General features: G+C 34.1%; 22 protein-coding genes. 13 read left to right on the top strand and 9 right to left on the bottom strand.

Annotation, left to right across the window (positions count from 1 at the left end; all coding sequences use genetic code 11):
* Window positions 1–46: 46 nt before the first annotated feature.
* From PUH65_RS12640 to PUH65_RS12625, 4 genes are read left to right on the top strand one after another with little or no spacing between them, the layout of a single operon-like run.
* Complete coding sequence (locus tag PUH65_RS12640; protein ID WP_305520499.1) at window positions 47–1,402, top strand: rhodanese-related sulfurtransferase; 1,356 nt, start codon at window positions 47–49, stop codon at window positions 1,400–1,402.
* Window positions 1,402–2,649: a peptidase U32 family protein gene (locus PUH65_RS12635; protein WP_305520498.1), complete on the top strand. Its 1,248-nt coding sequence runs from the start codon at window positions 1,402–1,404 to the stop codon at window positions 2,647–2,649. The genes PUH65_RS12640 and PUH65_RS12635 overlap by 1 nt, the downstream gene beginning before the upstream one ends.
* Window positions 2,650–2,679: 30 nt before the next feature.
* Window positions 2,680–2,910, top strand: a complete 231-nt coding sequence (locus PUH65_RS12630) for a ferredoxin (protein WP_305520497.1) — start codon at window positions 2,680–2,682, stop codon at window positions 2,908–2,910.
* Window positions 2,911–2,966: 56 nt separating this feature from the next.
* Complete coding sequence (locus tag PUH65_RS12625; protein ID WP_305520496.1) at window positions 2,967–3,554, top strand: 5-formyltetrahydrofolate cyclo-ligase; 588 nt, start codon at window positions 2,967–2,969, stop codon at window positions 3,552–3,554.
* Here the strand turns inward: PUH65_RS12625 and PUH65_RS12620 are convergent.
* Window positions 3,491–4,075, bottom strand: a complete 585-nt coding sequence (locus PUH65_RS12620; protein WP_305520495.1) for a hypothetical protein — start codon at window positions 4,073–4,075, stop codon at window positions 3,491–3,493. The two genes, PUH65_RS12625 and PUH65_RS12620, sit on opposite strands and share 64 nt — an antisense overlap.
* The gene (locus PUH65_RS12615) at window positions 4,059–5,228 is read right to left on the bottom strand and encodes a hypothetical protein (protein ID WP_305520494.1); all 1,170 of its coding nucleotides are present in this window, start codon (window positions 5,226–5,228) and stop codon (window positions 4,059–4,061) included. The genes PUH65_RS12620 and PUH65_RS12615 overlap by 17 nt, the downstream gene beginning before the upstream one ends.
* A 180-nt stretch (window positions 5,229–5,408) precedes the next feature.
* On the opposite strand from PUH65_RS12615, the gene PUH65_RS12610 reads away from it, so the two are divergent.
* Window positions 5,409–5,687 carry a hypothetical protein gene (locus PUH65_RS12610; RefSeq protein WP_305520493.1) on the top strand — a complete coding sequence of 93 codons (279 nt, stop codon included), beginning with the start codon at window positions 5,409–5,411 and terminating at the stop codon, window positions 5,685–5,687.
* 57 nt (window positions 5,688–5,744) lie between these two features.
* Here PUH65_RS12610 and PUH65_RS12605 read toward each other — a convergent pair whose 3' ends face one another.
* From PUH65_RS12605 to PUH65_RS12585, 5 genes are all read right to left on the bottom strand, one after another.
* Window positions 5,745–6,509 carry an RNA methyltransferase gene (locus tag PUH65_RS12605; protein ID WP_305520492.1) on the bottom strand — a complete coding sequence of 255 codons (765 nt, stop codon included), beginning with the start codon at window positions 6,507–6,509 and terminating at the stop codon, window positions 5,745–5,747.
* A gap of 5 nt (window positions 6,510–6,514) precedes the next feature.
* Window positions 6,515–8,026, bottom strand: coding sequence for a DNA recombination protein RmuC (rmuC, locus tag PUH65_RS12600; RefSeq protein WP_305520491.1), 1,512 nt, complete (start codon window positions 8,024–8,026; stop codon window positions 6,515–6,517).
* Between the two features lie 62 nt (window positions 8,027–8,088).
* The gene (pncB, locus tag PUH65_RS12595) at window positions 8,089–9,270 is read right to left on the bottom strand and encodes a nicotinate phosphoribosyltransferase (RefSeq protein WP_305520490.1); all 1,182 of its coding nucleotides are present in this window, start codon (window positions 9,268–9,270) and stop codon (window positions 8,089–8,091) included.
* Between the two features lie 88 nt (window positions 9,271–9,358).
* Window positions 9,359–9,835: a Dps family protein gene (locus PUH65_RS12590; protein ID WP_305520489.1), complete on the bottom strand. Its 477-nt coding sequence runs from the start codon at window positions 9,833–9,835 to the stop codon at window positions 9,359–9,361.
* 104 nt (window positions 9,836–9,939) lie between these two features.
* Window positions 9,940–11,571, bottom strand: coding sequence for a leucine-rich repeat domain-containing protein (locus tag PUH65_RS12585; RefSeq protein ID WP_305520488.1), 1,632 nt, complete (start codon window positions 11,569–11,571; stop codon window positions 9,940–9,942).
* 110 nt (window positions 11,572–11,681) lie between these two features.
* On the opposite strand from PUH65_RS12585, the gene PUH65_RS12580 reads away from it, so the two are divergent.
* From PUH65_RS12580 to PUH65_RS12550, 7 genes are all read left to right on the top strand, one after another.
* Entirely contained in the window at window positions 11,682–13,052 is a 1,371-nt protein-coding gene (locus PUH65_RS12580) for a hypothetical protein (RefSeq protein WP_305520487.1), read from the top strand.
* A 104-nt stretch (window positions 13,053–13,156) separates the two neighbouring features.
* Window positions 13,157–13,570: a 30S ribosomal protein S12 gene (gene rpsL / locus PUH65_RS12575; protein WP_034718671.1), complete on the top strand. Its 414-nt coding sequence runs from the start codon at window positions 13,157–13,159 to the stop codon at window positions 13,568–13,570.
* A 26-nt stretch (window positions 13,571–13,596) separates the two neighbouring features.
* Window positions 13,597–14,073 (top strand): 30S ribosomal protein S7, encoded by a 477-nt coding sequence (gene rpsG, locus PUH65_RS12570; protein ID WP_305520486.1) that lies wholly within the window; start codon window positions 13,597–13,599, stop codon window positions 14,071–14,073.
* A 6-nt stretch (window positions 14,074–14,079) separates the two neighbouring features.
* A complete protein-coding gene (gene fusA / locus PUH65_RS12565) occupies window positions 14,080–16,197 on the top strand; it encodes an elongation factor G (RefSeq protein WP_305520485.1) in 2,118 nt (705 codons plus the stop codon).
* 18 nt (window positions 16,198–16,215) lie between these two features.
* Window positions 16,216–16,521 (top strand): 30S ribosomal protein S10, encoded by a 306-nt coding sequence (gene rpsJ, locus PUH65_RS12560; RefSeq protein ID WP_056035238.1) that lies wholly within the window; start codon window positions 16,216–16,218, stop codon window positions 16,519–16,521.
* A 270-nt stretch (window positions 16,522–16,791) separates the two neighbouring features.
* On the top strand, window positions 16,792–17,064 hold the full coding sequence (locus PUH65_RS12555) for a DUF1294 domain-containing protein (protein ID WP_305520484.1): 273 nt from the start codon (window positions 16,792–16,794) through the stop codon (window positions 17,062–17,064).
* The gene (locus PUH65_RS12550; RefSeq protein WP_305520483.1) at window positions 17,061–17,888 is read left to right on the top strand and encodes a GLPGLI family protein; all 828 of its coding nucleotides are present in this window, start codon (window positions 17,061–17,063) and stop codon (window positions 17,886–17,888) included. Before PUH65_RS12555 ends, PUH65_RS12550 begins: the two co-directional genes overlap by 4 nt.
* 34 nt (window positions 17,889–17,922) lie before the next feature.
* On the opposite strand, the gene PUH65_RS12545 is transcribed toward PUH65_RS12550, so the two are convergent.
* Together PUH65_RS12545 and PUH65_RS12540 are read right to left on the bottom strand one after the other, a co-directional pair.
* Entirely contained in the window at window positions 17,923–20,613 is a 2,691-nt protein-coding gene (locus PUH65_RS12545; protein ID WP_305520482.1) for a hypothetical protein, read from the bottom strand.
* A gap of 2 nt (window positions 20,614–20,615) precedes the next feature.
* A complete protein-coding gene (locus PUH65_RS12540; RefSeq protein ID WP_305520481.1) occupies window positions 20,616–21,584 on the bottom strand; it encodes a hypothetical protein in 969 nt (322 codons plus the stop codon).
* A 158-nt stretch (window positions 21,585–21,742) separates the two neighbouring features.
* On the opposite strand from PUH65_RS12540, the gene PUH65_RS12535 reads away from it, so the two are divergent.
* The gene (locus PUH65_RS12535) at window positions 21,743–22,552 is read left to right on the top strand and encodes a GLPGLI family protein (RefSeq protein WP_305520480.1); all 810 of its coding nucleotides are present in this window, start codon (window positions 21,743–21,745) and stop codon (window positions 22,550–22,552) included.
* Window positions 22,553–22,618 lie beyond the last annotated feature (66 nt).

Below are 22,618 nucleotides of genomic sequence, written 5' to 3'. Positions count from 1 at the left end.
TTTCTTATCTTTGCAAATTAAAATTCTCACTTAAACCGTTTATAGCATGCAACTGTATAACACCTTAAGCGCAGAAGAAAGAGCTCAACTTATTGATGAAGCCGGTAAGCAACGTCTTACTTTGTCTTTCTATGCGTATGCCAAAATCTCAGATCCCAAACAATTTCGCGACGAATTATTTATAGCCTGGAACGCACTCGATGCGCTTGGCCGTATTTATGTTGCGCACGAAGGAATCAATGCTCAAATGAGTATTCCTGCCGAAAACATAGATGCTTTCCGTGATACGCTGGAAGTTTGTGATTTTATGAGAGGAATTCGACTCAATGTAGCGATTGAGCATGATGATCATTCTTTCTTAAAACTCACCATAAAAGTCCGACATAAAATTGTTGCTGACGGTTTAAATGATGAAACCTTTGATGTCACCAATAAAGGAATTCACCTCAAAGCAAAGGAATTTAACAGTTTGCTCGAAGATCCAAATACAATTGTAGTTGATTTTAGAAATCATTACGAAAGTGAAGTCGGACATTTTGAAGGTGCGATTACGCCGGATGTTGAAACTTTTAGAGAAAGTTTACCGATTATTAACGAACAGTTACAGGATTTCAAAGAAGATAAAAACCTGCTCATGTATTGCACAGGTGGAATCCGTTGTGAAAAAGCGAGCGCTTATTTTAAACATCAGGGTTTTAAAAATGTGTATCAGTTGGAAGGCGGAATTATCGAATATACCCGTCAGATCAAAGAAGAAAATATTCAAAGTAAATTCATTGGAAAGAACTTTGTGTTTGATCATCGTTTAGGAGAAAGAATCACAGACGATATTGTTTCACAATGTCATCAGTGTGGAAAACCATGTGACAATCACACGAATTGTGCGAATGATGGTTGTCATTTACTGTTTATTCAATGTGATGATTGTAAAGCCGCGATGGAAAACTGCTGTTCTACAGAATGTTTAGAAATCATCCATTTACCTTTAGCAGAACAAATAAAATTAAGAAGGGGAATCCAAGTTGGTAATAAAGTTTTCAGAAAAGGGAAATCAGATGCTTTGAAATTTAAGAACTCAGGCGATTTACCAAAGAAAACTTTAGCACAAGCCGAAACAAAAAATATCCGACAAAAAATAGCCATCAAAAAAGTATTGATTGGAAAGGCCGAACATTATTATACAAAATCCAAAATCGCTCAGTTTTTAATTGAAAACAATGAACTTTCAATTGGTGATAAAGTGTTGATTTCTGGTCCAACAACTGGCGAACAAGAATTGAAGGTTACGGAACTTTTCGCAAATGGAGGTCCTTGTGAAACGGCTAAAGTAGGAGATCAAGTCACTTTCGAAACTCCGTTTAGAATTCGTTTATCTGACAAATTATATAAAATTTTAGGGTAATGACGAAATCAGGAAAAATAGAATTGATGTCGCCTGCCGGTGATTTCACTTCTATGCAGGCAGCAATCGATAACGGTGCAGATTCAATTTATTTCGGAGTCGAACAATTAAATATGAGAGCGCGAGCTTCCATGAATTTCACTTTAGATGATTTACCGGAAATTTCCAGAAGATGCTCAGAGAAAGGAGTTCGAACTTATCTTACTTTAAATACGATTATTTATGACCACGATCTATCTTTAATTAAAACGCTTTTAGATAAAGCCAAAGCAGCAAATTTGACTGCAGTAATTGCGATGGATCAGGCGGTAATTTCTTACGCAAGACAAATCGGGATGGAAGTTCATATTTCCACCCAGATTAATATTACCAATATTGAAACCGTAAAATTCTACGCGCTTTTCGCCGATACGATGGTGATGAGCCGTGAATTGAGCATGTCTCAAATTAAAAAAATCTGTGATCAAATTATTAAAGAACAAGTAAAAGGTCCATCTGGAAATTTGGTTGAAGTTGAGATTTTCGGACATGGCGCACTTTGTATGGCAGTTTCAGGAAAATGCTATCTGAGTTTACATTCAGCGAATTCTTCCGCAAACAGAGGTGCTTGCAAACAAAACTGCCGTAAAAAATATACCGTCATCGATCAGGAAACCGGTTTCGAAATAGAACTCGATAACGAATACATGATGTCTCCTAAAGATTTGTGTACCATCAGTTTTTTAGATCAAATCGTTGAGGCTGGAGTGAGTGTTCTAAAAATCGAAGGCCGTGGTAGAGCACCGGAATATGTAGCAACTGTAACCAAATGTTATCGGGAAGCCATCGATTCAATTGCAGACGGAACTTACACCAAAGAAAAAGTGGCAGAGTGGATGAAACAACTCGAAACCGTTTATAACAGAGGTTTCTGGGGTGGTTATTATCTCGGTCAAGAACTCGGAGAATGGTCAGCAGAAAACGGTTCAGCCGCAACTCAGAAAAAAGTATATATCGGAAAAGGAAGACATTTCTACCCAAAATCGAATATCGCAGAATTTTTAATTGAAGCCTACGATTTAACCGTTGGCGATAAAGTTTTAATTCAAGGTCCAACAACAGGTTCGCAAGAAATGATTTTAGAATCAATGCGAGTTGATGAGAAACCCGATGCAGAAAAAGCCACGAAATCTGATGTGGTTACTTTTAAAACAGATTTCAAAGTGAGACCTTCAGATAAATTATATAAAATTGTTGCAGTAGATTAATTACTTATTGCTCATTACTTATTATAAAAAATGATCATCGTAACGCTTCAACGTGAGAAATGCATTGGCTGTAATTACTGCGCAGAATTTGCGCCGGAGTATTTTCGGATGTCCAAGAAAGATGGGAAATCGGTTTTGTTGAGAACCGAAAATAAAAAAGGATTTTATACTTTGAAGATTCCAAATCATGAAGCATTTGAATCGCTTGATAAAGCAGCAAAGGCTTGTCCGGTTAAAATTATTTCAGTCAAAGAAATTTAAATATCAATTTGTAAATTGCGTTTCAGTGGAACGCAATTTTTTTAATACCTTTAAAAATGAAAAAATCTGAAATCAGAAAAGTCTATTTAGAAAAGAAAGGATCTTTAACTGAATCTGAAGTTCATTCTTTATCAGAAAAAATATTCGCAAACTTCTTTTCTGAATTTAATCTAAAAGAAAATCAGAAAATTCATTGTTTCTTATCTATTCCTGAGAAAGGTGAAGTTGAGACAAAATTATTTTTAAATTATTTCTTTAAAAGTAAAATCCGTGTTTTTGTCCCTAAAATTGTCAAAGGAAAACTAATCGCCTTAGAAATTACCGAAGAAACTCCTTTAATTGAAAATTCCTGGGGAATTAAAGAACCTGCTGGTAATGAAGATTGTGGAGTAAAAGATTATGATTTTATCATTACACCGCTTCTTTATTGTGACGAATTTGGAAGCAGAGTAGGTTACGGCAAAGGTTTTTATGACCGTTTCTTTGCAGAAATTAATTCAAACGCCATGAAAGTAGGCGTAAGTTTTTTTCCTCCTAATGAAAAGGTTGAAGATGTATCAGAATTTGATGTTCCCCTAAATTATTTGGTTACGCCAACGGAAGTGCTGTCTTTTGGTAATTTAGAATCAAAATCAACGAAGTAAAACTTGAACTCTTTTACAAACTTAACGGGTGAAGGTTTCAAAACATACTGCGCATTTTTTTCAAATGAGCCGATTAATCTGTTTTTAAAATCAAAATATTCTACATAGAACTTCGCTAGATCCAAAGTGTCTTTTCCTCTAATTTCTTTCGTTACTGAAATGTTACCCACTTTCGCAGTTTGTACTTTTAAACTATCTAATTGTAAAAGGAGCGGACTTAATTTACTAGAATCTTGATCTACAAAATAGCTTTTCATCTGCGCGAAAATTACTGAATCGATTTCGGTGTCTCGATTTCCAGCGGTATATAAAGTTGATAAATCAAGCAACTCCTGGATTTTTTGTTTCGTAATAAACGTAATTGCTTGCGCACTATCCATTTTAGTTACAGGATAAGATTTTTTATTATTATTGTTTCGAACGATTTCTAAATCAGATCTTTGCGCACTTTCTTTATTGCAAGAGAAAGTAATTAAAAGTAAACTTATTAGGAGAATAACTATTTTATTTTGGTTTTTCATCTGTTGCAATTTTAAATTTAATCATAATTATTTTATTATTCTTATCATTTTTGGTATCAATAACTTCCAGGTTTTCCAGAGAGGTTGAGGGCAAAGTCACCAAATTGATGTACCGTTGCTTATCCATCGTCTCCACGCCATAGGTTTCATTGTCATAAACCTGATAAATTAGAGCGTTGTCGCTGATGAGATAATTCAAAGATTCTCTTTTTCTTTTTAAATCTTTAATCGATTTAGAATAGTAGAAAAGCATAATCGCATAATCGTTTGGTTTTAGTTCGATCGTTTCTGCTTCAGGTGCTGTTTCTAAATTTCGCTGAATGGTATCTGTTCTATAATAAGGAGAAGAAACCACCATCGTAAGAGTTTTAGATTTGGTGGTATAAACAAATGGCTCGTTTGGTTTTGCTGTATATAAAATTGGGGACTCGTCTTGTTTAAGAATCTGTACTTGTAATTCAGCATTAATCTTGGAGTTTCGATCCGCATCAACAAAACTATAATAGAATTTTCTGCTGAACAGTTCATCTTTAAAACCGAGAAGACCAACCAAAATAGCAAGAATTCCTGAAATACCGAGCCAAATATATTTTTTTACAATTGAAAAAGTTGATTTTTGTTCACTCGTGTCATAAGTGGAGAAAATTTGTTTTTTTTCTTTAATTATTTGATTATCAGTATTGTTTTTTTGTAAATTAGATTCTTCATTTAAGTTTTCTACTGGTTTTTGAACTGAAATAGAATTTTTTTGATCATTTTCAATTTCTGCTTCAATGATTCCCGCATTTTCTAAAGATTTTTCTAATTTGTGTTCTAAATTTTCATCTAATTCCTCTCCTTCTTTTAAGATTTCATCAACAAAAAGATGATTCTTTTTAAAGTCATACCAAGATACATAACCCGCATAGATGCTGAGAATATTCAACATATCTATTCTCGGAAGTTTGGTAACCGGAGAGTTTTTAAAGTAAGTGTAAAAGGATTTTTCGCTGATGTTTCCTTTGGCGATTTTTCGTAAATCTTCTTGAAAATAGATGATATCTATACCTTTCCATTTTGATATATCATCAAAGGAAGGGGTGTGGTTGACTAAATATTGAGTTTGCACCTCATTTTTTAGCTGTTCAAAGTGTAATAAATCTAAATCGCTCAATTGCTAATTTTATGTAATTTATTGATTTTCAGTATTGTAATTTTGTAAAACAATTTTACAAATATATTACAATTAATTTTCCAATACAAATTTATTTGTCACCATATCTTTGTCCTGTTCAAAATGATAAACGAGAACAAAACAAATTTTAAAATAACAAAACAATTAAATTTAATTATTATGAAAAAGTCATTATTCGTAGCTGCTATCGCTGCTTTAGCTCTTGTAGCTTGTAACAAAACTGAAACTGTAGAAACTGCTAACGCTTCTGATTCTGCTGCTGTTGTAGTTGATTCTGCTGCTGCTGTTGTTGATTCTGCTGCTGCTGTTGTTGATTCTGCTGCTACTGTTACTGCTGATGCTGCTAATGCTACTGTAGAAGGTGCTGCTGATGCTGCTAAAGGTGCTGCTGACGCTGCAACTGATGCTGCTAAAGACGCAAAAGACGCTACTAAATAATTAGTAACAACTTATTACAATGTAACCGTTTCTCTCAGAGAAGCGGTTATTTTTTTTTTATAACATTTTCTGTCGTAGAGTTTCGTAGCAACAAATGGCTACAGCATTACTCAAATTCAAAGAGTCAATACTTCCTGACATTGGAATAACCGTATTCTTGCCTTTGTCAATCCAGAAATCTGTTAAACCAGAATGTTCTGTTCCAAATACAACTGCGCTTTTATCTTTAAGATTTCTAGTTTGTACATTTTCTGCTTCCGTATCCATAATTGTAGTATAGATATGATAATTGTTTTCAGTCAGAAATTGATAAACTTCATCATTGCTCGAATAAAAAAGATTCATTCCAAAAAGACAGCCAACACTTGACCGGATTACATTTGGATTATAAAAATCAACTTTTGCATCAGTCACAATCAAAGCATCAATTCCAAACGCTTCACAACTTCTTAATATTGCGCCAAGATTTCCTGGCTTTTCAATACTTTCGACGATGATCACCGTTGAATTCTTTTCTGGCGTAAAATCCTTTAAATCTGAAATTCTTGATTTGTAAATTCCTATAATTCCTTCAGAAGAACCGCGATACGCTATTTTGTCATATATCTTTTCTGAAACCAAATGCACTTTTCCTTCTGGCAAATTATCATTAAAAATAGCATCAGCGATATAAAATTCCTGAGACTTAAAACCAAATTTCAGCGCGCGTTCATTTTCCTGCTTTCCTTCTACCACAAAAACATCTTCCTTTTTCCGGAATCGGTTATCGGTTAAAAGACGAGTGATGTATTTTATTTTTTCGTTTTGAAAACTTTCGATCATTTCTTTTAATTAAGGTTTTGTTCGTCTTCTTCCATTGTTAGTTCCAGTTGATGGTCTGGAGATGCTTGGGAGATTAGATTTTCGGGTAAAGATTTTTTTGCTTTTGCACCCATTATTTTCAATTTTTGAACACTGTTTACCAAGTTTCCTTTTCCGGTTACCAGCTTATTCATAGCCCCTTCATATTCCGTTTTGGCTTCTTCCATTTTTTTGCCGATTTTTAATAAATCAGTTACGAAGCCATCAAATTTATCGTAAAGTGCGCCAGCTTGTCTCGCGATTTCCACTGCGTTGTCCTGCTGTTTCTGATTTGTCCACATGCTGTCGATGGTTTTCAAGGTCGCCAATAGCGTAGATGGAGTTACGATGATAATGTTTTTTTCGAAGGCTTTATTGTAAAGATGCGTGTCCTCATTTAATGCAATCGCAAAAGCCGGTTCAATTGGTACGAATAGTAAAACGAAATCCGGACTTTCAATATGATAAAGACTTTGATAGTTTTTCTCACTTAATTGTTCCACATGCCTTTTCAGAGACTGAACATGTTCTTTTAAATGCGTTGGTTTTAGTTCTTCATTTTCTTCATTAATGAGCCTTTCATAAGCATTAAGAGAAACCTTAGAATCGATGATCATTTTCTTTCCATCAGGTAAATTAATCACAACGTCTGGTTGCAAACGACCTTGCTCCGTACTGTGACTTTTCTGAACTTCGTATTCTCGGCCTTTTTCTAATCCCGATTTTTCTAAAACTCTTTCCAAAACCAACTCGCCCCAATTTCCCTGAATTTTATTATCTCCTTTTAAAGCCTTGGTTAGATTCAGAGTTTCTTTGCTCATTTGCTTATTCAAATCCTGCAATCCAATAATCTGCTGTCGTAAAGCCGCATGATAATCGATACTTTCTTTATGTGTATTTTCTACTTTTTTCTCGAAATCATTTATTTTTTCCTGTAGTGGATGGAGAATCGTCTTGAGTTGAATTTGATTTTGTTCCGTGAATTTTTCCGATTTTTCCTCTAAAATTTTGTTTGCTAAATTTTGAAATTCATTTTTTGCCAACTCCTGCATTTTGGTAATTTCCTCTTTTTGATTTTCTAAAGAGTTTTTTAAACTTTCATTAATAGCAGAGAGTTCCGCATTTTTTTCATAAACATTTTGTCTGTCTTGGTTCAAAGTTTCGATTTGCAAACTTTGTTTTGAATTAAATTCACGCTGTTCCTGAAACTGAGAATTTAATGAAGTGTATTCAGCAGAAAACTTTGCTAAGTGATTTTTTAGTTCATTGATGACTTCTTGCTGCACTTGATTCTTCTCTTTTTCTCCGGTAAAATCCTGTTGAAGTTCTGTAATTCTCCTGGTAGAATTCTCTAAATCGGAATTTGTTTTAATGAACTTTTGATTCAGATCATCAAATGAAGATCTTGGAACAGAAGAGGATTTTAAAATAAAATAAAGAATTATAGCACCGATAACAGCACCGATTAGCAATCCGATAAATAGAGAGGTCAATTCCATTTTTCAAAAATAGTAAGAAAAAAAGTGATTAATTCGTTTTGTAGAAAATAGATTTTAGAAAATTATTCTTTAATTCTCAAAAACTCTTTTGCAAGTTCAATCATTTTAGGGTCGCCGGTATATTTTCCATGCTCATCTGATAGTTTCACGGTTGGAATCCAATCTCCGTTAATTGATTGTGCGGCAATAAGTTTCATTACAATATTCATCGGCTTTAAACCTACATCATTCGTTAAATTTGTTCCGATTCCGAAAGAAATTCCGATTCTTCCTTCACAAGCTTTAGTGATTTCCCCTACTTTCTCCAGATTCAAACCATCAGAAAAAATAATGTATTTAAATAGAGGATTAATGCCGTTTTTCTTATAATGTTCAATGGTTTTATTGGCGAATTCAATTGGATCGCCACTATCATGACGAACACCATCAAACAGTTTTGCAAACTTCTTGTCAAATTGCTGAAAGAAAACTTCCGTTGTATAAGTGTCGGAAAGGGCAACTCCTAAATCACCACGATACACATCAACCCAATGTTCGAGTGAAAGGGCGTTTGCCATTTTAAATCCATATTCTGCAGCGTGAAACATAAACCATTCGTGAGCGTGGGTTCCGATTGGTTTTACGCCGTATTTCATTGCAAAATGAACATTTGAACTTCCAATGAAATTACCTGTTTGATTATTCTTAATCAATGAATCTACGACTAAATCCTGTACTTGGTAAGAATGTCTTCTGCGTGTTCCGAATTCGGCAAACGTAACATGGAGTCGATCAAGTTGTTTTGCTTTTTCTAGGGTTTTATGAATCACAACTTCGTTGGAATTACGCTCCATATGATTCATTTCGTAATGCAATTCTGAGATTAGGGAAAGAATAGGAACTTCCCAAAGAATTGTGCGGTACCATTCTCCTTCTACGGTTACTTCCAGTGAATCCTCAGTTTGTATAATGTGAACTTCGCTCGGATCATAGTGATAACCACCAAGGAAATCAAGATATGGAAGATCCAAATAAGGACAAGTTTCTTTTAGGAATTGTTTTTCGTCCTTCGTCAATTTTAGTTCTGCCATTGCGTTGACCGACTTTCTAAGTTCTTCTGCAAATCCTTCTGGGAAATGATGTCTGCCCCGATTAATGAATTGGTATTTTACCTTTTCATTCGGAAAAAGTTTGATGACCGCATTTTGCATTGTGATCTTATAGAAATCATTATCAAGAATTGATTTTAATCGAACTTCAATCATAATTTATGGTATATAAAAACAAATGTAAAAATTCAAAAACAAAAATCGCCTCTTTAAAGGCGATTTTATAAAATTATGGAGGAAGTTTTTATTTTCCTAAGTAAGAATTATACATCCAAACTTCTTTTTCCTGTTCGGTGATATAATCACTCATTTGCGAATTAGTTCCTTCGTCGCCGGCTTTTTCTGTCATCTCTAGAATTTCCCTTTGCAAATCAATAACAATTTTAAAAGAAGCCAAAATGTTTTCGACCGCTTTGTTTGCATCAGAAACTTCTTTACTTTCTTTAATGGTTGAAAGTGTTAAATAATCAGAATAGTTATGATTTGGAGTAGAACCTAAAGTAAGAATTCTTTCTGCGATTTCATCTATTTTCAAAACTAAGTTATTATAGAGTTCTTCAAATTTTGGATGAAGTGTGAAAAATTTGTCTCCTTTTATATTCCAGTGCGCTCCTCTTGTGTTTTGGTAAAAAACAGAATAATCTGCCAAAAGAATATTTAATTTTTCCGAAATCTGTTTACAGTCGGTTTCATTTAAACCGATAATTTTTGAATTATTCATAGACTTGTTATTTTAAACTCAAATATACTGAACATATCCTCGATTTCCAAGTTTGTTTGATTGATGAAGTCTATTGAACCAATTTTAGTGATTCTTTTTATCGATTATTGCTTGATGAATTTAAATGATTTCACCCCCTCGGAAGTTTTAATAGAAATAATATAGGTCGCAGATGGCAGATGATTTACGTCAATTCTTTTTGTCTTTTCGGTCATTATTAATTTTCCGCTTAAATCAAAAATGAATACTTTTTCAATATCTATTTTTGTGGTTTTAATATGTAGGAAATCTGTCGTCGGGTTTGGGTAAACAGCCAAATCGGTTTTAAATTCAGCGGTTCCTAAACCTTGGGCTAAAGTAACAGGCTCACGGAAGAACGAAAGTTCCATCAACTCATTGGGGAGAACTTCAAAATAGTAGGCTTCACAAGTGTAGTCGGTAAAATCTTCCTGTTCAATATTGTTGATGTAGTAATTCTCTGCAGTACTCGGAGTTTTTTGATCCAGATTTTTAAACCAAGTATATTGATATTCTTCTCCAGAAAGAGATTGCGGCAAAGTCTTAGAGGTTCCTAGATTTGCAAAAACGGTTTTTGGCTCATCATATCTTTGTGGAGAATAAGTGAAATCTGCCCGCGATTTCGCTTTTAGTAAAAAGGTTTTAATGTCCTCTTTTGAATAAAGATTATTATCAATGAAAGTAAGGGCGGGAATTGTTTCTGGAATTTCACCAGATAATTTGTTGCCATTGAGCGACAACATTTGCAATTTTTTTAATTGTAAAATAGAACTTGGAAAAGTGCCGGAGATTAAATTTTTATCTAAATAAATCTGTTCTAAATTCTGTAATCCAACCAAACTTTCAAAACCACCAGAAATTTGATTATCGGAAAAATTCACATGAATTAATTTCGTCAATTGAGAGAGTTCACTGGGAAAACTCCTCATTTGATTACCAGAAAAACACAGCCATTCCAGATTTTTCAGATTTGCTAAAGTTGCGGTGAAACTTGGCGATATTGCATTATTGCTAAAATCAAGAACCGTTAATTGAGTAAGTGTAGATAAATCTGTAGGGATTTTTGTTAATTGATTTCCAGAGAGATTTAATTCTTTTAAAGTAATTAATGTTGAAAGATAATTAAAATTCTGAGCAATTAAATTGTTGCTTAAATTTAAAGATTGTAATTTATTTAAAGTAGAAATTTTTTGTGGAACGGCAATTAAGCCAATGTTTGATAAATCCAGAACTTCCACATTCGGAAAGTTTTGTAAGAAAGTTTCTATGTCTCCAAAAGTGAAATTGTTGTTACCGACAGAAATTTCTAACAATTGTGAAAGTGGTAAAATAGCCGCAGTTGGATCTCCCGAAAAACGGTTGTTGCTAAGATCTAAACGAACTAAAGTGGTTAAACCGGAAAGTGCGGTAGAAATTTCTCCTGTTAATTGATTTGAACTCAGATCGAGTTTTTCTAATTTTGTGAACCCAGAAACTGCAGTTGGGAAATTTCCTTTCAAAGCATTTCCGCGCAGGTTAATTTCGCTTACATTTCCTTTTTTAATTTTGATGCCGTACCAATTTTTAGGATCTTTTTCTAGATCCCAGGTAGTGCTCCAGTTTTCTCCATTTGTTGCGTTGTACAGATTGATTAAAGATGCTCTTTCAGCGAAAGAAATACTCCATTTCTGCCCAAAACACAGGGTAGAAAGAAGGATAAAGAATAAAGTTTTTTTCACTATTTATGTTGTTTATCTTTCGGCAAATATAAATTAAAACTTAGAATAGAAAATGAAAAGCAGAAAAATATGCATATTTGCCAAATGAAGGGAATATTTTAATTTTATCTATGAAGAAATATATTTATTTGGCAGCAGTCGTAGCAATTATTTACATTTTTTACTCCTTTTTTCTGGCAGCAGCTGGGATTGGTGCAGACAGTCTTTCTTATTTTGGGATTGCGGCAGATATGCCAGAATTGGTAACCAACCTTTTTCCCTTAGGATTTCCTGCCCTGATAAAGTTCTTTCATATTTTTGTTCAGGATTATTTTTGGGCTTCTAAAGTTCTGAATATTTCTATGGTAATTACGATTCTGTTGTTCTCTTATTTTAAGCGATTTTATTTTAAAGAAACGGTTTTGTTATTTACCGGGAAAGCGCTTTTTTTCGGACTAACTCTTGTTTCTTCAGAAGGACCTTTTCTTTTTCTGCTCTATTTCTTGCTCTATTTTTTTCATGAAAAATTTCAAGATAAAATCAAATCGGGAACCTTTGTAATTTGTGCGTCCTTATTAATGATTCTTTTATTTGCGGTAAGATATTCGGGTATTTACATTTATTTAGGAGTTGGGCTTTTTTGGTTAATCATGGTTTTGAAGAGAAAAACATTTGCTTCAAAAATTGATCTGTTTAAATTTTTAGTTCTTTCTGGAGTTGGGATCGGAGGTTATTTATGTTTCAACTATTTCACCTTTGGCAGTTTTACCGGAGAGCATCTTCGAGGTGCCCCGGCTCAATTTTCGCCGATTTATATTTTTAGAGATTTGCTGGGAATGACCAATGTAATCGATCCTTTTATTGGTCTAAAGCCCGCCTCAAATAGTTTTGCAAGTTTGACTTTTCAGGTCTTGCTTATGGTGGTTGATTTTATCTTCTTGAATTATCTCATTAAATTATATCGACGTAAGAAAGAAATCCTAACAGTTGAATTTCATCATCTTCTTTGGATGATTGCCGGAGTTTATACCATTTCTCTGTTTATGTCTGGACTTTTTCAGCAGATCGAAGAAATGAATGTTAGAATGTTGGCTGCAGCTAATTTTTGTTTGTTCTTTTCTTTCCTGATTATTTATTTTAAAGGTTTAAAGTCTGATCGTTTTATATTTCGATTAGGTTGCTTTTTTCTGGCTTTTCTAACTTTATATGGTTTAAAAAGTCCGGAGAATTATTTAAAAAATAAGAAACAGATTGAGCAGCAGATGCCAAAATTCAGTTCAAAAAAGTATTTGTTTGATGATGAGCAGAATCAAAAAATAACGACAACTTACCACATACCAGTTGTGAAAAAATCTTTTAAATATAAGCATACTAATGCCCAGAAAGGATTTATAAAACAAAGTATTGCAGGCACTGTAAATCCGAGCATTAAGTGGTTGAAGTACGATACCATCCCAGAGAAATCCTTAATACTTTACACCTCTGAACTTGTTTTAGATTAAAGATGAGTTAAAGATTAAATTCAGAAAAAACATTATTAATTCTTTTCATTTGTTCGTTCGAAAATAATTTCATACTTTTGCCCCCTAAAATAAAAAGCAATTTAATGCCTACTATTCAACAACTAGTAAGAAAAGGAAGAGTCTCGCTTGCCAAGAAGAGCAAATCGGCTGCCCTTGAATCATGTCCACAAAGACGAGGTGTATGTACAAGAGTATACACCACAACTCCAAAGAAACCTAACTCTGCACTTAGAAAAGTTGCAAGGGTAAGACTTTCTAATGGTAAAGAAGTTAACGCCTATATCCCGGGCGAAGGACACAATCTTCAAGAGCACTCGATAGTATTGGTTAGAGGCGGAAGGGTGAAAGACCTACCGGGAGTACGTTATCACATTGTTCGTGGAGCTTTGGATACCGCAGGTGTAGCTGGGAGAACCCAGAGACGATCTAAGTACGGAGCAAAAAGACCAAAACCAGGTCAGGCTGCAGCAGCACCAGCAAAAGGTAAGAAAAAGTAATCATTAATTAGTAAAGAAACGAAACAATGAGAAAGACAAAAGCGAAAAAAAGACCGTTGTTACCGGATCCTAAATTTAATGATCAACTGGTAACGAGATTTGTAAACAATTTGATGTTTGATGGTAAAAAATCAATCGCATTCAAAATTTTCTATGATGCATTAGAAATCGTAGAGAACAAGAAAGGTGAAAATGAAAAATCATCTTTGGAAATTTGGAAAGATGCTTTAACCAACGTTATGCCGCACGTAGAAGTACGTTCAAGAAGAATCGGTGGTGCTAACTTCCAAATCCCAATGCCAATTCGTGCGGATAGAAAAATTTCTATGGCAATGAAATGGTTAATTAAATATTCTAAAGCAAGAAACGATAAATCAATGGCTCAGAAATTAGCTTCTGAAGTTATCGCTGCTGCTAAAGAAGAAGGTGCTGCGTACAAAAAGAAAACAGACACTCATAGAATGGCTGAAGCAAACAAAGCATTTTCACACTTTAAATTCTAATCTGAAATGGCAAGAGATCTTAAATTCACAAGAAATATCGGTATTGCCGCGCACATTGATGCCGGTAAAACCACCACGACAGAGAGGATTTTATTCTACACAGGTAAAGTTCACAAACTAGGAGAAACTCACCAAGGTTCATCACAAATGGACTGGATGGAGCAGGAAGCAGAAAGAGGTATTACCATTACTTCTGCAGCAACAACCTGTAAATGGGTCTTCCCAAGATTCAACGGAGAACCTACTAAAGATTCACACGAATACCACTTTAATATTATCGATACACCAGGACACGTAGATTTTACGGTTGAGGTAAATCGTTCATTAAGAGTATTAGATGGTTTGGTATTTTTATTCTCAGCGGTTGATGGTGTTGAGCCTCAATCAGAAACCAACTGGAGATTGGCTGACAATTACAAAGTTGCGAGAATGGGATTTGTAAACAAAATGGACAGACAAGGTGCTGACTTCCTTATGGTTGTAAACCAAGTTAAGGAAATGTTAGGATCGAATGCAGTGCCAATCGTTTTACCAATCGGTGCTGAAGAAACTTTCACTGGTGTAGTTGACTTGATTAAGAACCGTGCTATTATGTGGCATGATGAAACTCAAGGTGCAACTTTCGACGTAGTTCCAATTCCGGAAGAAATGTTGGCAGATGTCCACGCATACAGAGAAAAATTAGTTGAAGCAGTTGCTGATTATGATGATACTTTGATGGAGAAATTCTTCGAAGATCCAGATTCAATTTCAGAAGACGAAATCAACGAAGCTTTGAGAAAAGCAACCATCGATATGTCAATTATCCCAATGACTTGTGGTTCTTCATTTAAGAATAAAGGAGTACAGTTTATGTTGGATGCAGTATGTAAATACTTGCCTTCACCAATGGATAAAGAAGCAATCTATGGTACCAATCCAAAAACTGACGAGGAAGTTGAAAGACACCCAACAGTTTCAGATCCATTTGCAGCATTGGCATTTAAAATTGCTACCGATCCTTTCGTAGGAAGATTAGCATTCTTTAGAGCATATTCAGGAAGACTTGATGCAGGTTCTTATGTATTAAACACTAGATCAGGTAATAAAGAAAGAATTTCTAGAATTTACCAAATGCACGCTAATAAACAAAATCCGGTAGAGTATATTGAAGCGGGAGATATTGGTGCAGCGGTTGGATTTAAAGATATTAAAACTGGAGATACTTTGTGTGATGAGAAAGCGCCAATCGTTCTAGAATCGATGGTATTCCCAGATCCAGTAATCGGTATCGCAGTAGAACCTAAAACAAAAGCAGATCAGGATAAAATGGGGAACGCTTTGGCAAAATTGTCTGAAGAAGATCCTACTTTCCAAGTAAAAACTGACGAAGCTTCTGGTCAAACGATTATTTCAGGAATGGGTGAACTTCACCTAGATATCTTGATCGACCGTATGAGAAGAGAGTTTAAGGTAGAGGTAAACCAAGGTGAACCACAAGTAGAATACAAAGAAAACCTAACACAAGTTGCTGCTCACAGAGAAGTTTACAAAAAACAATCAGGTGGTCGTGGTAAATTTGCAGATATTCAATTCGAATTAGGCCCAACCGATGATGGTAAGCCAGGTCTTGTGTTCGTAAATGAAATTAAAGGTGGTAACATTCCTAGAGAATTTATCCCATCTGTAGAAAAAGGTTTCAAAGAATCTATGAAAAACGGTCCTTTAGCAGGATTTGAAGTAGAAGGAATTAAAGTAACTTTGAAAGACGGATCTTTCCACGCAGTGGATTCAGATGCATTATCTTTCGAACTTGCAGCAAAAATGGGCTTCAGAGAAGCAGGTAAAAAAGCGAAACCGGTTATCATGGAACCAATCATGAAATTGGAAGTAGTAACTCCAGAAGAATACATGGGAGATATCGTAGGTGACCTTAACAGAAGAAGAGGAACCGTAAACGGTATGGATGACAGAAACAACGCGAAAGTAATCAAAGGATTCGTTCCACTTTCAGAGATGTTCGGTTATGTAACTTCATTGAGAACCCTATCTTCAGGTAGAGCAACATCTTCTATGGAATTCGAAAAATACGAAGCAGCACCACAAAACGTCGCTGAAAAAGTAATCGAAAAAGCAAGAGGTTAATATTTAAATTAGATCAAAATGTCACAAAGAATCAGAATAAAATTAAAATCTTACGATTACAGTTTAGTAGACAAGTCTGCTGAGAAAATCGTAAAAACGGTAAAAGCTACCGGTGCTGTTGTAAACGGTCCGATTCCTTTGCCAACGAATAAGAGAATCTTCACCGTGTTGAGATCTCCTCACGTAAACAAAAAAGCAAGAGAACAGTTCCAACTATCTGCACACAAAAGATTGATGGACATCTATTCTTCTTCTTCTAAAACTGTAGATGCCCTAATGAAATTAGAGTTACCTTCAGGAGTTGACGTAGAAATTAAAGTGTGATAATTTGCACTTTGCTATGATAATAAAATCCCTTTTCGAAAGATTAGGGATTTTTTAGTTGGGCAAAGTTTCCAGTCTTTGACAAAATTTTTAAAAAGCAGTTCTTGATTAGAAGCATCTAGGTTATTTTTTATCTACAAAACCAGTCCAGCTTTCCATTGCAATCTTTTTTTCGACAGCCAAAGCAGCCACAAAAAAAAGATTTTCATTTCAATCGGGGCTAGAATCTCAGTCCTTTTTTTTACAAACAAACTTTAGTATTTTTGTTAAATGAACGAATTTTCCACTGCCTTTTTTGCAACCTTGAATATCGGGAGTTTCATCTGCTTCGGACTCGATAAAAGAAAAGCACAAAAAAATAAACACCGTATCCCAGAAAGATTATTATTAATTATGACCCTTTTGGGCGGAACAATTGGATCAGTTTTAGGAATGCTCCTCTTTAATCACAAAATTTCTAAGAGAAGTTTTGTGCTGAAAATTCTTGGAATAATCCTGTTACAAATTTTAGTAATATATTTGATTTACAATTATACCAAATGAAATATATACTATTCATTCTTTTTCCATTACTAATCTCTGCACAAACCCACCGTTTCATTTTTGAATATCAATACAAAAATGATTCGCTTGCAAAAGAATTTACCAAAGACAATATGATTCTCGACATCAATCCAGATGACGTGAAATTCTATCCTTATATCTATGCAGAAAAAGATTCCATTAATAAAATACAAAAGACCCGAAGTTTTATCTGGGAAGAAAATTTACCCGCGCTGACTCGGAAAAGAAATTCAAATCTAAATACAACATTTGTCTTACTAAACGATTTTTTCAAAATAGAATCCAAAGACGAAATGACTTGGGAACTTTCCTCAGAGACTAAAACAATCGGCAACTATAAATTGCAAAATGCTGCAACAAAATTTGGTGGCCGCAACTGGACTGCCTGGTTCAATTCGGAAATCACTCTCAATGAAGGTCCTTATAAATTCCGTGGATTGCCAGGACTTATTTTTGACATTACCGATGATAAACAAAATTTTAAATTTACATTAATCAAAAGTTATCAATTAAAGGAAACGTATAATACCGAAGAAATTCTAGAAACTTTTGCTGGTGAGAAATCGATTTTGGTCAGTCAAAAAACGTTATTAAAAAAGCAGTTAGAATTATTCAATGATCCGCTGCAAGATTTCAAAGAAGATTTTAAATCTGCTACAGAAAATACTATTTTTTGGGTGATGGGAACGCAGGTGAAATCGATTGATCAGTTTAAAGAACTTTCTCAGCAAACTCAAGATCAGATGCGAAAAGAAAATAACCCAATCGAATTGGATAAAGCCATTCACTACCCAAAAAAATAATAAAAAAAGGAATCACAATGATTCCTTTTTTATCTTAATTTCTTTTCATAAAATAATCGAAATAAGTACAACTTCCCTCTAACGATTTCAAAGTTTTAGTGTGGCTGTAGTCTTTCTTCAATTGTGCAAAATAGGTTCTGTATTTCTGGTTTTTCGTTTGATCCATATTTTTCACGTAGGCTTGTTGTTTTTTGTCATAATCAGGATCATCATATTTTAAATCGTAAGATTGCTTTTGCTCATATTGATAATATTTCCCCTGTTCTGCACTTGCCATCTGAAAAAGAATTCTGGCTTTCTGTTCATCATCTTTACTTAATGTTAATGCTTTTTGATAATACCCAATCGACAAATCAAAATTATCAGGTTCTATAAAACTGGTTGATGTAAAACCTTTGTAATAATATTTAAACGTGGGATGGTCATTATTATAAAATTGATATTTTTGACTATTTGCATTATCAAGATCCATTACAAAAACTTCCCGGAAATATCCCAGAACAGAAGTGTTGTACAAAAGATTCCCCAGCAACTGATTTGCTTCAGCGGCTTTTTCATCGGTTCCTGATCCGAGCTTTTTTAGTTGATTCGCTGCCTCGGCAAGTTCCGATTTATTCATCTCTTTTTTAATGAAAGGAAAACCTGTGAAATCTTCAGACTTCATACTTTCACTTTCCGGACTTTCAAAACTTTCCCAAACATTGTGACCGAATATTAAAGACGAAATATTTTTATATCCATTATAAGCGTTAGCCGGAAGTTTCGTTGCAGTATATTCTGCATCTTCACTTTCTCCATTTTCGTACGAGGAGTAAGAACTTCTCGGAATTCCTTTAAAATTATTGGCTTGATCATAAAAAGTTTTCGCTTTATCGAAATTGGCAAGTCGCATTTCGCGGTCGCCATAAATCACATTAAAGAAGGCATCAATATCGCCAACGTCATCAATGTTTTTAGCAATTATCTTTTGCTCAAAAGCAGACTTGTTTGGTTTCTTGTAAAATTCATCTACACTTTTCACCAATTTAGAATTCGGATTGTATTGCAAGTCAGAAAGATTGTTGCTCATTAAAAATGATTTACCTTCTTCGCCTTGAATAAAATATCGGTTCGCCAAAATATCACGAATAAAATTCTGGGTAGAATTTTGGTCCACACCATATCCGTAATTTGGCCGTTCTGTATTGGAGGCAATATCATTGAAAATTTGCGGATAAGTTTTCAACAAATAATCTTCATATTCAGCTGTGATTTTTGGTTGTGAAACAATATCGTTTAGCATTTTCATGCGGTTGATTTCAGTAATATATTCCGGATTCGTAGTTTTTATTTTGGTTAAAATTTCTGAACTCTTTTCATAATCCTTTTGTAAAAACAAGAGATAGGCATCTGCAATTTGCCAAAACTCATCGTTTGATTTTTCCTTTATTTTTGAGGTTAATTTTGCGAAATCATTAATGAAGTTTTGCGGGGTGTTTTCTGGTGGTCCATAATATTCATTTTGAGTATAAAAAGGAAGTCGGTTTGGATTTTTCAGTAAATCTTTATCACTTTGATCTGCACCTTTTTTTGGAGTTTCTGTAGCATCAGAACTAAATAAATTGCTAAAGAAGTTTTTAATCGTTTGCCAAAAACTGATTTCACCAGAAGTCTCTGTTTTTGCAGTTGGCGCTGTTGTATTTTGATATGTAGAATTTACCGTTGCATTATTATCATCACTAAAGTAAACGGGCAAATAATTTCTTTCGAGTTCGTTGATGCTTCTGGCAGCCAGAACTTTTAGGATTTCAGAGTTCGGATCAATGTCATACATCTTTTCCATCATCGGAATTGGATTGCTGTAATCTTGATAAGCCAAAAGAAAATATGCCATGTTTTTATCTTCCGGACTTTGGGCTCTTTTCAAAATATTATTGAAAGAGGCCGAGTCAGATAATTGCATCGAGACAAATGCACTTTCTCTTCGATTTGGACTTTTCATAAAAACCTGAAAGAAATTCCAGTTCGCTTCTTGCGACATTTCCAGTCCACGCTGCGCACCCGCCAATTGATCGAGCGCCATGAAATAAGGAGAAGTTCGTAATTGTAAAGGCTGAACATATTTTTTAAATGCCTCGGTAGATTCTGTATAATGTCGCGTATAATGATTGAATCGAACCAACTGATAACCGTAACGCAATTTTATTTCCGGAATTTTTGCTGCGTTATAAAGAGAAGTTAAGGCTGCAATCGTTTTGTCATAATTGAGTTGCGTCGCATTCTCTGCATTTTCATTAGCCTCGAAGTAGAACGAATTTGGACTTTCAACATAATTAATCCGCATGTATGGTTCCAGGTATTTTGCCTCAATCAAATAATCAATTGCTTCTTCATATTTTTTATAAGAACCTAATTTTTTAAGAATAGAATTTCCCGCGCCACCATTTTTAAAATCGTTCAGATCCTTCATTGGCATTTTCTCTACCAGGATTTGAGTTTCTAAATAAGAAAGTGAATTGCCGAAAAATTTCTGCCAACTTTCGATATTCTCATTTGGAATCTCGTAATGCTCATGACCATAAAATCGATTCGACAAAGTGTGTAGAAAAGGCAAATAGGATTTATCTTTAATGATGGTTTGGGTGAACAGATTAAAATAATCGTAATCCGAATCGTCCCACGCACAGGCATTCGATTTAGAAAACATCAGGAAAAATAGGGCTGCAGAGAGAATGGTTTTTTTCATATCTAAAATTGGTGTTTGTCGAGAAAGCGATGGTCTAACTGATAATAGACGATTGCATAATTAGTTAGTTTTTTATTTAAAAAATTCTTGGTTTCCGTTAACTGATCTTCAGAAATCTCTTCTACTTTAATGGTAAACCCTTTGTTGAGGAAGTTTCCGAAATAGAAACCGTCTTTCATAATTTCAACTTCGTTATCCGATATTTTTCTAAAGTTAGCATTTTTTAAATCTTCGGTCGATAATGCGTTGATTAATTTGTGTTTGCCGACATGATTGGTTACAATTCCCCAGGAGTAAATCGGTAACGCAATATCCATATCTAAAGGATAAAGATCAACGTTTTTCAGATAGTTTTTTAAAGTCGGTAGATCCAAGATTGAATTACGGTCTGAGTTTTCTAAAGGCGACGAAGTAGAGTAGCACATTAAATAAACTTTCTCCGCAGGTGGAATTCCCGACAGTTTGCTGTTTTTTACTTGGTGCAATCTCAAAGTACAAGTGATTTCTTTTTTAGAAAAATCTTTTAGTCTTTGTAGAAATTCAAAATATTCTTTCCGGGTTCCCGCGGTCCAGTCACAATCGATTTGTATTTCCTTTGATATTTTAATTCCGAATTCAGTCTGTTTTTTCTTAATTAAAGAATTTACGTTTTCTGCCAGGAAATTAATTTCATTTGAACTGATATCATAAAATACGTCATTCTTAATGAAAACCACGGGGACGATTTCTTTATCGGTTTCAAAAGTTTGGTCTTTGGTTATTACTGCAACGGGCTGAAATTTTCCATCTACTTTTTCAATGTCAAAAAATCGGGTATATATATAAGGACTCGTTGCTTTTTGCAAAACAGTTTTTTCTGCAGCGTTTAAAGAAAGATGAGTTCGCCAATAATAAAACGTATAAGATTTAATGTTTTCGTGGTTGCAAGAAGTCATCATTAAAATCGAAAAGAGGAAGAAGAATTTTTTCATTGCTTAAATTTATTAAATATCATTTTAATGAAGTTGCTTTTTTTTAATAAAACTTAACGAACATAAGTTTATAAATTAGATTTAACAATTTGCATCGTTTAGTTTATAAGTATAGTTTTAATATTTAATTATGATTAATTTCTTTAACCTTAAGTTTTATGTTTAAAAAGTCTATTCTGCTCATTTTAATTCTAGTATTAAACGGGAATTCTTTTTCGCAGAATAAAAGTTCAACAAACAATTCTCATTTGGTTTGTAAATATAATGTTGAATTTCTGAAAGATACTTTGAATGTTGAAAGTAAAGGCAATGAAATAATGGTTTTGCAAATGGGGGATCAAGTTTCTTTATATAAAAGTCAACAAAAACGGTCTATTGATTCAGTGCGGCATTTAGCATTTAATAAAAGCCTTGCCGAACTGAAAACGACCGGTTCAATGGTGGTAGATTTTTCCAAAATTCCCACGGTTAAATTAGTTCACGAGGTTTACAAAAATAACCAAGAATTGCAGATTTTCGATAGAATAGGTAAAGACCAGTTTGTTTATTCACCTAATCATAAAATTAATTGGAAGATTGGTGAATCTAAAAAACGAATTGGAGATTATGAGTGTGCAGAAGCAACAGGAGTTTATAACAATCGTATTTATACTGCATGGTTTACTACGGAAATTCCTATAGCAGAAGGACCCTACACTTTTAAAGACTTACCCGGGTTAGTTCTTGAAGTTTACGATTCTGAAAAATATTTCTTGATTACACTACTATCAATTCAAAACTTGGCAGAAGTAATCCAGCCAATAAATAGATTCATTAAAACGAATTATACTGACTTTATTAAGAAGCGAAAACAAGTAGATGAAAATCCTGCAGCAGAAGCTCAAAAACTTCTAAATACTCCATTAACTAAAGGAATGCGAGATAGGATTGTAGAAAATAGAAAAAAGAAGAATAATTATTTAGATTAAATTTCCAGAAAAAGTTTCCCCAAAAAGATTCTCAGTGTTTGAGGATCTTTTTTTATTGCAAGTCTC

It is taken from the genome of Kaistella sp. SH40-3 (assembly GCF_030686865.1).
Taxonomy (GTDB): domain Bacteria; phylum Bacteroidota; class Bacteroidia; order Flavobacteriales; family Weeksellaceae; genus Kaistella.
This window is presented reverse-complemented; position numbering and strand designations above follow the sequence as displayed.